The following is a 13048-nucleotide window of genomic DNA, read 5'->3' as shown; positions in this document are numbered from 1 at the left end:
AATTTAATTGAAAAAGTAACTGGAAAATAAAATTCCCAATACAAATACTGATAGTAAGCCTAAATAGAGGCTTGTACGATTAAGTTCAACTGGAACTTTGTTAGGATTTTCGTTTACTTGCATGATTGTTAAATTTATCGGGCTACGAATTGCATAGCAGCAATGGAACCCAAAAAGAATACTGATGGAATAGCTAAAGCGTGAACTGCTAGCCAACGAACAGTAAAAATAGGATAAACGCGGACTTCCGCAGCCTGCATTGGAGCTTGAGAATTAGACATAGTTATTTTGTTCTTAAATCAAGTTGAGACTTCGCATCAAATCTTTGTGTTACAACAGGAGCTTTTGCTTCAGATGCCTGAAAATAACTATCCGGACGAGGAGTACCGAAAGCGTCGTAAGCCAAACCTGTGTATACGAACAAGAAGCCTGCTATAAAAATAGCTGGTAATGTTACTGCATGAATAATCCAGTACCTGATACTGGTGATTATTTCAAAAAATGGGCGTTCACCCGTTGAACCTGCGGCCATAATCACAAATGTTTACCATACGATCTTACAGTGTAAAATCATAAGTTCGCGAAGAAATTAACAGCTTGGTTACAGACAGTTGTTAAATTCATCCAAAATTAAGATTTTTTTTATTATTTTCTTAAGTTATTACAGATTTAGTTAGCCATTCCATTTAAGAATGTAACCACGCTCGCCAAGTATAAATCCTTTTTGATTATCTAAAGACTCCTTATCAAGGAAAACTATTTTTATATAGTTAGTAGGCAATGCAGAAGCAAGAGGATCTGAATTCCAAGTTTCACCTTGATCTTTACTTACTATTAAAGTGCCATTACCACCGCCAGCCCATATGTCACCATTTGGATCCCATCCCATATCTAAATAATTGTAACCATTAAGAATAGGAATTATAGGCTTTGACCAACTTTCTAAATTATTAGAATCTTCATTAAATCTAATTTCCGCACCTCTTGAAAGCATCCATAAACTTCCTTCTGGATTGAAACCAATGCTTTGCACTCTCTTACTACTTGCTCTTTGGTGAGCAATCCAAGTATTGCTATCACTATCAAGAGTAGAGAAGAAATTCCCAAGACTACTTACGCTCACATAATCACCGTTAGATGTTCTTCTTAAATCTCTTATACCTCCCTGTTCCGAAGGGTCTGATACTTTTGCCTCCCATGTTTCACCGCTATTGGAAGTTTCATAAATAGCTGCTGAGGTTGTCGCCAATTGAGCAACTCCTTCATCAATAGTAGTAACTAAGAAAGGCTGGCCTGGTAACTTCCCAAGTGAAAGCCTAGTCCAATTTTTACCTTCATCGAAAGTATGCATTACGAGAGAGGGTTGCCCTATTAACCAACCTTCAGAACCCTTGAAATCAATATCGAGAAGGCGAAAGTTCTCTTCAGCAGAGATATCTAATGATCTTTTTTCCCATGTTTCACCACCATCAGTAGATTCCATAATCAATCTGTTTGAGCCTACTAAAAACCCATGATTATCATCTATAAAATCAACATCTAAAGCATTAGCCTGATCTTCAAACTGAATTGTTTTCCAAGGGCTGCTTTCATTCATCTTGACACCTGTAGATGAACAACTGCTTAAAACAAAACAGAGAACAACAGATAAAAGAAGATTAGGAATACTGGTAAAAAAATTTTTCATTTAACTATATTAATGCAAAGAGTACAAAGAAAGGAACATAGCAGCAGCAAACGCCAACCCTCCAAAAATCAATATATTTTTTTGTCCTGGAGGTAAACTATTAAATCCAAATCCATAAACTAAATTCTCTTCAAATCCACTAGGTTTTGCTCTAGATCCAATATCCTTATAAAAATTTTTACCGGCTCGACAAACAGGGCAAGCAAAAGTATTCCCATCTAACTCTGAAAAAGGAGTATTTTTAGGTATGTTTAATTTTTTATTTCCTTCAGACGGATCATAAATATATCCACAACTTCTACATTCGAATCTATTTTGTTCTAGATTAAGTATAGGTTGTTCAACATTTGCTTCTAAGGAATTTTCAGAAAGTTTTTCTTTCTCAAAATCTTCAACTATTTTGTTTTCCTCAGAGGTTGGTTGAATGTTTTCACTCACGGTTTATTATTGTTCTTTAAGAACTTTAAAAGATTTTGCTTAATTAAGCGACTTTTATTCAAAATTAATTTTTTAAGATGTTTTTATTAACTGGCTATGAATACTTTTTAGGTTTCCTTCTAATCGCCGCAGCTGTTCCAGTATTAGCTCTAGTTACTAATCTCATCGTTGCCCCAAAAGGCAGAACTGGAGAAAGAAAACTTACATATGAATCCGGAATGGAGCCTATAGGAGGAGCATGGATTCAATTTAATATTCGTTATTACATGTTTGCCTTAGTTTTCGTTATATTTGATGTGGAGACGGTATTCCTTTATCCTTGGGCTGTTGCCTTTAATAGATTAGGATTATTAGCCTTTATTGAGGCTTTAATTTTCATCGCAATACTCGTTATCGCTCTGGCATACGCATGGAGAAAGGGTGCTTTAGAATGGAGTTAAAAAATTGAATCCACAATTATCCCCAAAAGCAATAAGAGAAATTCGAGAAGGGACTTGCAATCCTCTTAGTGCACCTCAAGTTACTACAGACTTAAGCGAAAATATTATATTGACAAGCTTAGACGATCTTCATAATTGGGCTAGACTAAGCAGTCTATGGCCACTCTTGTACGGAACAGCTTGTTGTTTTATAGAATTTGCTGCCTTAATTGGATCTAGATTTGATTTTGATAGATTTGGATTAGTGCCGAGAAGCTCGCCAAGGCAAGCAGATTTACTAATAGTTGCAGGGACAGTAACAATGAAGATGGCCCCAGCCCTTGTAAGACTATATGAGCAGATGCCTGAACCAAAGTATGTTATTGCTATGGGTGCCTGCACAATCACAGGGGGAATGTTCAGTGCAGATTCTACAACTGCTGTAAGAGGTGTTGATAAATTGATACCAGTTGATTTATACCTCCCAGGATGTCCACCAAGACCAGAAGCAATTTTTGATGCTGTAATTAAATTAAGAAAAAAAGTTGGTAATGAATCAATTTTAGAGCGCACAAAAACAGAGCAAACTCACAGATACATAACATCTGATCACGAAATGAATCTTGTTTTCTCAGAAAATACAGGTGAATATCTAAACAAAACTTCAGCTAACGTCATACCTTCTTCCAAAAAAGAACAAATAACCGAATTACCTGAAAACACTGAAATTATTAACTCTACAGAAGATTAATGGAAAAAGACGGTTTAGCCACATCTTCAGATACTTCAATAGAAAAAGAAGGGTTTATAAGCCAATCTTTGACTAAAGATGGAATTCCAAATCAATCTTTATCTGATGATCACCTAGGAATTGAAAACATTTCTGTGGAACCTAACAAATTATATGAAGCTGTATCTGCCTTGAGAAATTACGGTTTCAACTATCTTCAATGTCAAGGAGGATATGATGAAGGACCAGGCAGAAATCTTGTTAGTTTCTACCATTTTATAACTGTTGATGATTTACAAAAAATCGAAAAAATTAAGGAAGTGAGATTAAAAGTTTTCTTAAAAAGAGATTCTGATTTATCAATCCCTAGTTTGTATGAAATTTTCAAAGGAAGTGATTGGCAAGAAAGAGAAACTTTTGATATGTATGGAATAAATTTTATTGATCATCCAAATCCCAAAAGACTATTAATGCCTGAAGATTGGAGAGGATGGCCACTACGAAAAGATTATATTCAGCCAGATTTCTATGAACTCCAAGATGCTTATTAGTTTATTTTCTTTAATTTGCGGTAAATAAACATAACTGCTCTTGCTAATCTCCTTGGATCATGTCTAAGAGTTGGAGTTATTTTTTTTGAATATAATGGTGCTTGCAAAACATAATAACCCTCAGATAATAATTTTTCTTTATTACATTTGACAGGCTCTGCCCCTCTACTTTCGTAATAGTCTACTAATGGAGACTTTTCAAATTGAATCTGAGATAAGATTGAATTAAAAATTCTAGTTTTAACTCCAAAATTTGATAATTGTTTTTCTATTGCTTTGATATGTTGAGAGACATCAAGTCCATCTGTTTCTCCAGGCTGAGTCATCAAATTACTTATATAAATTTTAGGAGCATTACTTTGCAATAAGGCATCCACTATCTCGGGTACTAACAGATTAGGCAATAAAGAAGTGTATAGACTACCTGGGCCAAGAACAATTAAATCAGCTTCTTTTATAGATTCAAGAGCACTTGGAAGAGCTGAAGGATTTTCTGGAAGGTAACCAATCCTCGAAATTAATTTTTTAGATTTACTGATCTTGCTTTCACCAAAAATTTTTTCACCATCTTCTAATTCAGCCCATAACATAACATCAATATTTGTTGCAGGTAAAACTTGACCTTGTACCGCCAAAACCTTACTAGAAGCTTGAACTGCTTTTTCTAAACTGCCCGTAATTGTTGTTAAAGCTGATAAGAATAGATTTCCAAAACTATGACCTTCTAGACCACTTCCCCCTGAAAATCTGTACTGAAATAATCTAGTTAAAGTAGGTTCCTCGTTTGATAAAGCTGCCAAACAATTTCTAATATCTCCTGGAGGTTGCACACCTAATTGTTTTCTGAGAATTCCACTACTTCCACCATCATCGGATACAGTTACGATTGCTGTAATATTACTACTGTAATTTTTTAAGCCTTTCAGTAAAGTGGATAAACCTGTACCTCCTCCAATTGCAACAATATTTGGACCTCTGTTTAATTTACTTTTAACTCTTAATGCATCAACTAAAAATGTGTTTTTTTCTGGAACAAGCGCTTTTTGAATTGAATTAATACTTCTATTTTGTCCAATCCCGATCAATAATAGTCCAATAACAACAATCAACGGTCCCATTAATGTAACAGGCAAAATACTTGTTAAACCTGTCATTACCCCAAAAAAGATTTCAATAAGCCAATAGAGCGGTCTTAAATTTGTCCAAATTACGAAGCCTAATAATGTAGTCAAAAATCCTATCGCAGATGTAAGCATCCATCTTTTTATTACTAATCCAGGCAAAAGCCAACTCAAAATCCTTAAGATTTTGCTTAACAATACAAAATTAGTCTTTTTAAAGCTTTTATAGTACCTTCTAACCTTTTTTTTACGCTTATTCATTAAAAAAACCTCTTAAATTATTTTTCTCAAATTTGAAGACTATGTAAAATCATTATAAATCAAATTCATACATCCTTTTTTTATTTTTAAATATAGGCAAAATGAAATATATAGATGCTTTTTATAGAAGTTTTGAAAAAATCAAAGCATGCAGTTGAAACAAAAAACCTCTCTATAAGCTGGGGGGCAGTTAATGTTCTTAATCAAATAAATTTTGAACTTAATGATGGAGAGAAATTAGCTATTGTTGGCCCCTCAGGTTCTGGTAAATCAACCATATTAAAAATACTAGCAGGACTAATTTTACCTACCGAAGGAGAATTAAAAATATTTGGTGAGAAGCAAACATATTTAAGATTAGATCAAAATAATCCTCCTGATGTAAGACTCGTTTTTCAGAACCCCGCTTTATTAGGATCTCTAACTATCGAAGAAAATGTAGGTTTTCTCCTCAAGAGAAATAAAAACCTATCGAAAAAGTCAATTCATGAAATAGTACGTGAATGTTTAGCTGAGGTAGGATTATTTAATATTGAGAATAAACTTCCAAATGAATTAAGTGGAGGCATGCAAAAAAGAGTAAGTTTTGCAAGGGCATTAATTACTGATCAAACTCTTAATGCAAAGTCTAAACCTTTATTACTTTTTGATGAACCAACTGCCGGCCTTGATCCCATTGCCTCATCAAGAATTGAAGATTTAATTAATAAGACAAATCATAAAGCAAGCGGATCATCTATTGTAGTTAGCCATGTTCTTAGTACTATAGAAAGAACTTCAGATAAAGTTTTAATGCTTTATGGAGGCAAATTCAGATGGGCAGGCTCGATTGATGAATTTAAAAAGAGTAAAGATCCCTATGTATTTCAATTTAGAAATGGAAAACTTGATGGTCCAATGCAACCCAAAGACATTTAGAAATTATGCGTAGAAGCTTACGAGATTCAATAGTTGGTTTTTCCTTATTAGGAGGAATTTTAATATTCACATTTTTTTCTTTTTGGCTAAGAGGAGTGCGATTATCTTCAAAAAATTGGTACCTCTTTGCTGAATTCAATAACGCAAGCGGTTTATCAAAAAAATCTCCAGTTACTTACAGGGGAATCTTAGTTGGATCGATAGAAGATATCTTGTTCACGAATGAATCAATTAAAGCAAAAATAGTTTTAAATAACCCTGAAATTATTCTTCCAAGGCCAGCATTTGCAAGAGTAGTTACAAATTCTTTCCTTGGAGGAGATGTACAAGTTGCTTTAGAAACTAGTGACAAGACAATTCCTAAAAACATTGCAAAACCTATATCGGAAAAATGTAATGCCAAATTAATTATTTGTCAGGGAGATACTATCTCAGGCAAACAACTATCAAGTCTCTCAAATATAACTAATAGAATTAGTCAACTTTTAAAAGACACAAATCAAGAAAACTTAGTTGAAAACATCGTTAACTCAATTGACCAATTTGACAGAACACAAGAAAATCTTGATGAATTAATTTATTTATCAAAACAAGAACTACAAAGAGTGGAACCTCTTATAAAAGAAATTACAATTGCTGCAGATCATTTAAATAACATTTTGTCTGCTATTGATGACAAAGAAACCCTTAATGACATTAAATTGACAATTAATGCTGCTAGGTCTATCTCAACCAAAATAGATGACATGAGCAATGATTTTGAAAAATTAACACAAGATAAAGAATTAACTAAATCTATAAGAGATTTAACGATTGGACTTTCAAAATTCCTTAACGAAATTTATCCATAATAATTATTTAGAATTCATTGATAGCATTTAAAGCCATAGCTGCAATTGCTTTATCTGTAGCTTTGGGCAATTGGACGTATTTCCCTTGAGCAGCCTCTGCTAATTCTTTACCAAATCCACTTGCTATAAATTTTCTCTCTGTATCAATTACTAAGAGTTTTATCCCAAGCATGGGATATTTTGCAGCGATATCTAGAACCTCCTGTTTTAAATTGACATTTTCATTATCTTTTCCCTCAACCTCATTTTGACCTAGAGATAATCCTAATGGTACATTTCCCCGGCCATCAGTGATCCCCACAACAATAACTTGACCTATGTCTCCTGTTGAAAGAGCATTTTTTGCTACTTTTGCAGATTGTGTTAGTCCATGTGCTAAAGGGGATCCACCACCACAAGGCATTGTTTCCAGCCTTCTTTTGGCAGCAGTTATTGATCTTGTTGGAGGCAAAAGCACTTCTGCCTGATTACCTCTAAAAGGAATAAGAGCTACTTCATCTCTATTCTCATATGCTTCTGTTAAAAGTCTTATTACAGCGCCTTTGGCACTTTGCATTCTATTTAAAGCCATAGAGCCACTAGCATCAACGAGAAAAATTACTAAAGCCCCCGCCTTTTTTTGCAGAAGCTTTGCTCTAAAATCATTTTCTTCAATAACTATTGATTTATTAGGGTTCCTTAATCTTCTCGATTTCTGATAAGGCGCAGCAGCTCTGAGGGTAGCATCTACAGCAATTCTTTTTAATTTACCTCTTGGAATAATAGGTTTTACATATCTTCCTCTACTGTCACTAAATATAACTGATCTACTCCCGCTATTCCCTGCTTTAGCTTTGGCTGATGAAAAAAGCAATAAATCAGGATCAACATTACATGCCTCAGGGTCTAAAATGAATTCTTCAGGTATTTCGGGAGTAGATTCTTCTTCTCCATCAGAATTATCTTCTTCTTGTTCTTGGTCTTGCTGATTATCATTTTCGCTAGTCTCAGGTTCAGACTCTTCATTGTTGGATTGAGGTGGGGGTGGGGGACTCTGATCCTCTGGTGGAGGTGGTTGAATATCATCATCTTCTGGAGGTATTTGCATTGCTCGAGGAAGAATAACTAACCTTACTGCGACTTTTAAATCTTCAGAATTTACATTCTCATCGCCTCGAAGAGCTGCATTAGCCTTTGCAACTTTTACCGCAAATAATTCCGACCTATGCCCTTCTACTCCTCCTCTAAGTGCTTCATTAACTAAATAGGTTATTTGCTCTTTCGTTATCTTGACATCCTTTAACCATTGCCTTGCCAGAATTAATTGAGTAGATAAATTATCAGATTCTTCCGACCATTTTTCTGAAAATTTAATATTATTTTCTGCGTGTGACAAAACAGATTTTGTAATCTCAACTCTTTGAGTATTATCAATAGATTGATCTGCGGAAAGCACAATAGCAAAACGATCTAAAACATGATCTCTTAAAGCACCTTCTTCAGGATTATAAGTTGCTATTAAAAGTGACTTACAAGGATGAGAAAGGCTTAAACCATCTCTTTCAATATTATTTTTCTCTCTTCCTGTAGCTTCAAGAATTAAATTTACAATACCATCATCCAATAAATTGATATCGTCTACATAAAGAACTCCTCTATGAGCCTCTGCCAAAATTCCAGGTTGAAACACTTGTTCTCCCGTACTTAATGAGGCAGCGACATCAATTGATCCAACAAGTCTATCTTCAGTTATACCAATAGGAACTTGAATAAATGGTGCCTCCTTTACTTTTTTTGGAATTTCATCAATTTGATTCAAATAATCACTTCCAATTACCTCCTCTAACAATTTATTAGTACTAATATCCCATTCCTCTGGTTTATGTGGATCTAGGTTCCTACCAATAGGTCTTAATGAAGTATTACTATTTCTCTCAGATAGTGTCTCCAGTATTGATTCATTATCTAATACCTCTACAGGAGGGAGTAAAGTATGCAGCCCCCTTGCTAATACTGACTTACCAGTACCTCTTCCGCCAGCAATAATCACTCCTCCTAAACTCGGATCAACTGCTGCCAAAAGCAAAGATAATTTCAATAAGCTATGACCAGTAATTGCCGCCAAAGGAAAAGCTCTAAAAGAATCCTTTGAGTTCATTAAATCTTTTATTTCTCCTTTTTCTTTTAACTCGGGGTTCAAAATCACTTTAAAAATGCCTGATATAGAATTTATCCAATAACTTTGTTTTTTGTAGTGGAATTATCAAATCTTAATATCAAAAATGGACTATGTATATCCCTCGGAGCAAATATTGATAGTAAATTCGGAAGCCCTCTTGAGTCATTATTGATTTGCAAACCAAAAATAGAGGAAATAATAAATGAGTGGGGAGATAGTTCCAACAAAAAAAAAGAAGAGGAAAGCAAATTTCATGCAAACTTTTTTTGGTCTTCAATTTATGAGACATTACCCCATGGTGTTGAAAATGAGCAGCCAAATTATTTAAATACTCTTTTACTTATAACAAGTAATTCTTTTCCTAAACCATCAAATAAAAACGCGAAATTACTTTTAAAAGAGCTAAAAAAGTTAGAGAGATTTTTCGGACGAGAAGAGACGCCAAAGGGGAAGAAATGGCTATCAAGATGTCTCGATTTAGATATTCTTTGGTGGGAAGATTTTCATACGGTTGACGAGGAATTAACATTGCCCCACCCTAGATTCATGAATCGGAATTTCGTTATTACACCACTATCTGAAATCTTAAGTAGAAGCCAAAAAATCACAAAGTTTGATGCACCAAAATGGTCTATATAAATGGTTTACAAAACCAAAAAATAACTGTTAGGATATTTTAATTTAAAAATTATGGGCTACAAAAACTTTATAAAAAGATCCATTTTTAAAGAAAAAATATCTGAGTTAAAGTCAAAAAAATTTAGTTTCGAAATTAATAGAATTGAGCTTCCAAATGGACATGAAGGTGAATATGGATATATTAAACATCCAGGGGCAGCATTAGCCGTACCTATTACAAAAGACAATAAGGTTATCATTCTTCGGCAATATAGATTTGCTGTTTCAAGGTATTTATTAGAATTTCCAGCAGGTACATTAGAAATAGGTGAAACACCTATTAATTCAATTCAAAGAGAAATACAAGAAGAGACTGGATTCAGTGCAAACAAATGGGAGGAACTAGGAACTCTCGTCCCTGCTCCTGGTTATGCAGATGAAGAAATTTATTTATTTTTAGCTCGCGATTTAAACAAACTCAATTCCGAGGTTAAAGGAGATTTAGATGAAGATATAGAAGTATTAATTTTAGAACCCGACGAACTAGATAATCTTATTTCTAGTGGGGATGAAGTGCTTGACGCAAAAACCGTGACGGCTTGGTTTAGAGCTAAACAATTTTTAGATAAATTATGAATAAACCTAGAATACTTTTTTGGCATAGAAAGGATTTAAGAATATTTGATAATCAAGCTTTAATCAAAGCATTTTCATTATCAAATGCTATTACTTCAACTTATATATTTGATAAAAATTACTCACACGATTTCAATGCAAGTTCAAGAGCTTGGTTTCTAGGATATTCGCTTCAAGAATTAGGAAATAATTGGGCAAAAATGGGCAGTAGATTAGTAATGGGAGAAGGAGATCCGGTATTAATAATTCCTCAATTAGCAAAGACAATAGATGCTAAGTTTGTTTGTTGGAATAGATCAATTGAACCTTATGAGATTAATCGAGATCTAGAAATAAAAAATAATTTAAAAGAACAAAATATTCAAGTTATTGAAACTTGGGATCACTTATTAGTAGAACCTTTAAAAATATTTTCAGGGAATAATAATCCTTATTCAGTTTATGGACCTTTTTATAAAAACCTTAAATCAAAAATGAATTTATTAGGTTCATATGAACAAGATAAAGTTGTTTTCCAGTTGAAAGATATAGATAATAAATTCAAAGAAAATAAGACAATAAATTCATCTGATTCGGTTCTAGAGAAATTTATCAAAAATATCAAATTTTCTGGTTCGCATATTTGTCCATGTAGACCTGGAGAGAATGCTGCAGAGACATTATTAGAAAACTTCATTAACGAAAAAAAAATATATTCTTATAATTCTTCTAGAGATTTTCCTGCTCATAATGGAACATCATTTCTAAGTGCATCTCTTAGATTCGGCACCATCAGCATTAGAAAAGTTTGGAATGCCACATTAAATTTAAATTCAGATTTTGCAAATCAAGAAAATTACCTATCAATTGAAACTTGGCAAAAAGAACTTGTTTGGCGTGAATTTTATCAACATTGCTTATTCCATTTCCCAGAGCTAGAGAAAGGTCCATATAGAAAAAAATGGGATCACTTTCCATGGCAAAACAATAATGAATGGTTTCAACATTGGAGCAACGGAGAGACCGGAGTACCTATAGTTGATGCTGCAATGCGTCAACTAAATAGCACTGGTTGGATGCATAACAGATGTAGGATGATAGTCGCTTCATTTTTGGTAAAAGATCTTATATGTAGTTGGCAAATGGGTGAGAAAAAATTTATTGAGACTTTGGTTGATGGCGACTTAGCTGCAAATAATGGGGGATGGCAGTGGAGCGCCAGTAGCGGTATGGATCCAAAACCGCTTAGAATTTTTAATCCATATACCCAAGCAAGAAAATTTGATCCTATTTGCGAATATATAAAATATTGGATTCCTGAATTATCTAAAGTGTCAAATTCAGAATTATTAAATGGGGAGATATCTAATTTAGAAAAAAATAATTATTCAAGCCCTATTGTCAATCACAAAATACAACAAAGATTATTTAAATCACTTTATGCCGAAATTTGAATTTCCCCTATACAATCCTTTAAAACTTTATTTAAATTTTCTGCTACATAAACTTGCTCTTCATAAGAAATTTCAGGAAACATTGGAAGACTAAGAACTTCTGTACAAATTCTCTCTGTATTTATAAGTTTTGTTCTAGAAAAATTTTTATTTTTGTAAGCTATTTGTGCGTGTATTGGAATTGGATAATAAATAATTGAATTAATACCTTTTTCAAAAAGTTGTTGTTTCACCAAATTCCTTAAGGAATAGTATTTTTTGCAATCAGTATCAAATAAATTTGAAAAATCTTCATTTAAAAAATATTTATCGTTTCTTAATTTGATAACAAATTGATTCCAAGAATGGGAAATTGAATCAGAGCTAATTTTTGGAAAACTAATAAATGGATTTTTTTCTAATAAATCAAGGTAATTCTTAGCAATTTTTTGGCGATTATTAATCCACTTAGAAATATACTTAATTTTAATGTTTAATATGGCAGCTTGAATGGTATCAAGTCTGCTGTTATATCCAATTTGGGTATGGTGATATCTTATTGGGCTGCCATGAACAGCCAGTTCTCTAATTTTTTTAGCAGTCTTCTGATCTGAAGTTGTTACGGCTCCACCATCTCCAGCAGCTCCTAAATTTTTAGTAGGGAAAAAGCTAAAACAACCTATATCTCCGATACTTCCAACTTTGGAATTTTCCCACATTGTGCATGTTGCCTGAGCACAATCTTCGATTACTTTTAAGTCATATTTAGTGGCCAAAGATTTTATTAAGTTCATATTCACTGCATTACCAAATAGATGAACTGGCATAATTGCCTTGGTATTAGAATTTATTTCTTGTTCTATTAGTTCAGTATTAATGAGATAAGTTTCTGGATCTATATCTACCAAAACAGGATTAGCACCAACTGCACTAATAGCCTCTGCAGTTGCAAAAAAGCTAAAAGATGAGGTAATAACTTCATCACCCACACCAATATCTAATGCACGCAAAGCTAATACTAAAGCATCAGTTCCACTATTACATCCAATAGTATTTTCAACACCAATCAGACTAGAAAAACTCTCCTCAAATTTGGCAATTTCTTGTCCTCCAATATACTGGCCCCCTTTTAAAACTTTGGAAACCTCACTCTCAATTTCTGAGCCAATTTCTTGGTACTGCCTATTTAAAGTAAATGGAGGAATCTGCATAGTGAATATATTAACCCTAAACCATATTTCTATGGGT

The 13048-nt window shown here is 33.5% G+C and carries 16 protein-coding genes; 8 read left to right on the top strand and 8 right to left on the bottom strand.

Translation table 11 applies throughout. The annotated features are described in order from the left end of the window. Window positions 1–3: 3 nt before the first annotated feature. The 5 genes from HA152_RS01565 to HA152_RS01545 form a co-directional block, all read right to left on the bottom strand. Window positions 4–123, bottom strand: coding sequence for a photosystem II reaction center protein L (locus HA152_RS01565; protein WP_002806119.1), 120 nt, complete (start codon window positions 121–123; stop codon window positions 4–6). Between the two features lie 11 nt (window positions 124–134). Then, window positions 135–281, bottom strand: a complete 147-nt coding sequence (gene psbF / locus HA152_RS01560) for a cytochrome b559 subunit beta (RefSeq protein ID WP_025880394.1) — start codon at window positions 279–281, stop codon at window positions 135–137. A gap of 2 nt (window positions 282–283) precedes the next feature. Further along, entirely contained in the window at window positions 284–532 is a 249-nt protein-coding gene (gene psbE, locus HA152_RS01555) for a cytochrome b559 subunit alpha (RefSeq protein ID WP_025880392.1), read from the bottom strand. A 141-nt stretch (window positions 533–673) separates the two neighbouring features. Continuing rightward, window positions 674–1687 (bottom strand): photosynthesis system II assembly factor Ycf48, encoded by a 1014-nt coding sequence (locus HA152_RS01550; protein ID WP_209132884.1) that lies wholly within the window; start codon window positions 1685–1687, stop codon window positions 674–676. A gap of 9 nt (window positions 1688–1696) precedes the next feature. Next, the gene (locus HA152_RS01545; RefSeq protein WP_209132882.1) at window positions 1697–2125 is read right to left on the bottom strand and encodes a rubredoxin; all 429 of its coding nucleotides are present in this window, start codon (window positions 2123–2125) and stop codon (window positions 1697–1699) included. A gap of 77 nt (window positions 2126–2202) precedes the next feature. On the opposite strand from HA152_RS01545, the gene HA152_RS01540 reads away from it, so the two are divergent. The 3 genes from HA152_RS01540 to HA152_RS01530 are packed head-to-tail and all read left to right on the top strand — an operon-like array spanning window position 2203 to window position 3825. After that, on the top strand, window positions 2203–2565 hold the full coding sequence (locus HA152_RS01540; protein ID WP_011817786.1) for an NAD(P)H-quinone oxidoreductase subunit 3: 363 nt from the start codon (window positions 2203–2205) through the stop codon (window positions 2563–2565). A gap of 4 nt (window positions 2566–2569) precedes the next feature. Beyond that, window positions 2570–3295: an NADH dehydrogenase subunit K gene (locus tag HA152_RS01535; RefSeq protein ID WP_209132879.1), complete on the top strand. Its 726-nt coding sequence runs from the start codon at window positions 2570–2572 to the stop codon at window positions 3293–3295. Next, complete coding sequence (locus tag HA152_RS01530; RefSeq protein ID WP_209132876.1) at window positions 3295–3825, top strand: NAD(P)H-quinone oxidoreductase subunit J; 531 nt, start codon at window positions 3295–3297, stop codon at window positions 3823–3825. The genes HA152_RS01535 and HA152_RS01530 overlap by 1 nt, the downstream gene beginning before the upstream one ends. Here the strand turns inward: HA152_RS01530 and HA152_RS01525 are convergent. Continuing rightward, window positions 3822–5207, bottom strand: a complete 1386-nt coding sequence (locus HA152_RS01525) for a gluconeogenesis factor YvcK family protein (protein ID WP_209132869.1) — start codon at window positions 5205–5207, stop codon at window positions 3822–3824. The genes HA152_RS01530 and HA152_RS01525 overlap by 4 nt on opposite strands. 114 nt (window positions 5208–5321) lie before the next feature. Here HA152_RS01525 and HA152_RS01520 point away from each other — a divergent pair, with 114 nt between their 5' ends. Then, window positions 5322–6125 carry an ABC transporter ATP-binding protein gene (locus tag HA152_RS01520; RefSeq protein ID WP_245211173.1) on the top strand — a complete coding sequence of 268 codons (804 nt, stop codon included), beginning with the start codon at window positions 5322–5324 and terminating at the stop codon, window positions 6123–6125. 5 nt (window positions 6126–6130) lie between these two features. Beyond that, complete coding sequence (locus HA152_RS01515; protein ID WP_209132866.1) at window positions 6131–6976, top strand: MlaD family protein; 846 nt, start codon at window positions 6131–6133, stop codon at window positions 6974–6976. Window positions 6977–6983: 7 nt separating this feature from the next. Here the strand turns inward: HA152_RS01515 and bchD are convergent, their stop codons facing one another. Continuing rightward, window positions 6984–9161: a magnesium chelatase ATPase subunit D gene (gene bchD, locus HA152_RS01510; protein WP_209132857.1), complete on the bottom strand. Its 2178-nt coding sequence runs from the start codon at window positions 9159–9161 to the stop codon at window positions 6984–6986. A gap of 48 nt (window positions 9162–9209) precedes the next feature. Between bchD and folK the strand changes: the two genes are divergently transcribed. Genes folK through HA152_RS01495 form a run of 3 tightly spaced genes read left to right on the top strand, consistent with a single transcriptional unit; the run spans window position 9210 to window position 11821 of the window. Then, window positions 9210–9773, top strand: a complete 564-nt coding sequence (gene folK / locus HA152_RS01505; RefSeq protein WP_209132855.1) for a 2-amino-4-hydroxy-6-hydroxymethyldihydropteridine diphosphokinase — start codon at window positions 9210–9212, stop codon at window positions 9771–9773. A gap of 51 nt (window positions 9774–9824) precedes the next feature. Next, window positions 9825–10388: an NUDIX hydrolase gene (locus HA152_RS01500; RefSeq protein WP_209132853.1), complete on the top strand. Its 564-nt coding sequence runs from the start codon at window positions 9825–9827 to the stop codon at window positions 10386–10388. Then, complete coding sequence (locus HA152_RS01495; protein ID WP_209132851.1) at window positions 10385–11821, top strand: cryptochrome/photolyase family protein; 1437 nt, start codon at window positions 10385–10387, stop codon at window positions 11819–11821. Before HA152_RS01500 ends, HA152_RS01495 begins: the two co-directional genes overlap by 4 nt. Here the strand turns inward: HA152_RS01495 and HA152_RS01490 are convergent. Beyond that, entirely contained in the window at window positions 11806–13011 is a 1206-nt protein-coding gene (locus HA152_RS01490) for a DegT/DnrJ/EryC1/StrS family aminotransferase (protein WP_209132849.1), read from the bottom strand. The two genes, HA152_RS01495 and HA152_RS01490, sit on opposite strands and share 16 nt — an antisense overlap. Window positions 13012–13048: the final 37 nt, after the last annotated feature.

It is taken from the genome of Prochlorococcus marinus XMU1412 (assembly GCF_017696315.1).
Classification (GTDB): Bacteria; Cyanobacteriota; Cyanobacteriia; order PCC-6307; family Cyanobiaceae; genus Prochlorococcus_A; species Prochlorococcus_A marinus_AF.
This window is presented reverse-complemented; position numbering and strand designations above follow the sequence as displayed.

Excerpts from the sequence above, each read along its gene's own strand:
- HA152_RS01565 (WP_002806119.1), bottom strand. The coding sequence starts at position 123 with ATGCAAGTAAACGAAAATCCTAACAAAGTTCCAGTTGAACTTAATCGT.
- psbF (WP_025880394.1), bottom strand. The coding sequence starts at position 281 with ATGTCTAATTCTCAAGCTCCAATGCAGGCTGCGGAAGTCCGCGTTTAT.
- psbE (WP_025880392.1), bottom strand. The coding sequence starts at position 532 with ATGGCCGCAGGTTCAACGGGTGAACGCCCATTTTTTGAAATAATCACC.
- HA152_RS01550 (WP_209132884.1), bottom strand. The coding sequence starts at position 1,687 with ATGAAAAATTTTTTTACCAGTATTCCTAATCTTCTTTTATCTGTTGTT.
- HA152_RS01540 (WP_011817786.1), top strand. The coding sequence starts at position 2,203 with ATGTTTTTATTAACTGGCTATGAATACTTTTTAGGTTTCCTTCTAATC.
- HA152_RS01530 (WP_209132876.1), top strand. The coding sequence starts at position 3,295 with ATGGAAAAAGACGGTTTAGCCACATCTTCAGATACTTCAATAGAAAAA.
- HA152_RS01525 (WP_209132869.1), bottom strand. The coding sequence starts at position 5,207 with ATGAATAAGCGTAAAAAAAAGGTTAGAAGGTACTATAAAAGCTTTAAA.
- HA152_RS01520 (WP_245211173.1), top strand. The coding sequence starts at position 5,322 with ATGCTTTTTATAGAAGTTTTGAAAAAATCAAAGCATGCAGTTGAAACA.
- HA152_RS01515 (WP_209132866.1), top strand. The coding sequence starts at position 6,131 with ATGCGTAGAAGCTTACGAGATTCAATAGTTGGTTTTTCCTTATTAGGA.
- HA152_RS01500 (WP_209132853.1), top strand. The coding sequence starts at position 9,825 with ATGGGCTACAAAAACTTTATAAAAAGATCCATTTTTAAAGAAAAAATA.
- HA152_RS01495 (WP_209132851.1), top strand. The coding sequence starts at position 10,385 with ATGAATAAACCTAGAATACTTTTTTGGCATAGAAAGGATTTAAGAATA.
- HA152_RS01490 (WP_209132849.1), bottom strand. The coding sequence starts at position 13,011 with ATGCAGATTCCTCCATTTACTTTAAATAGGCAGTACCAAGAAATTGGC.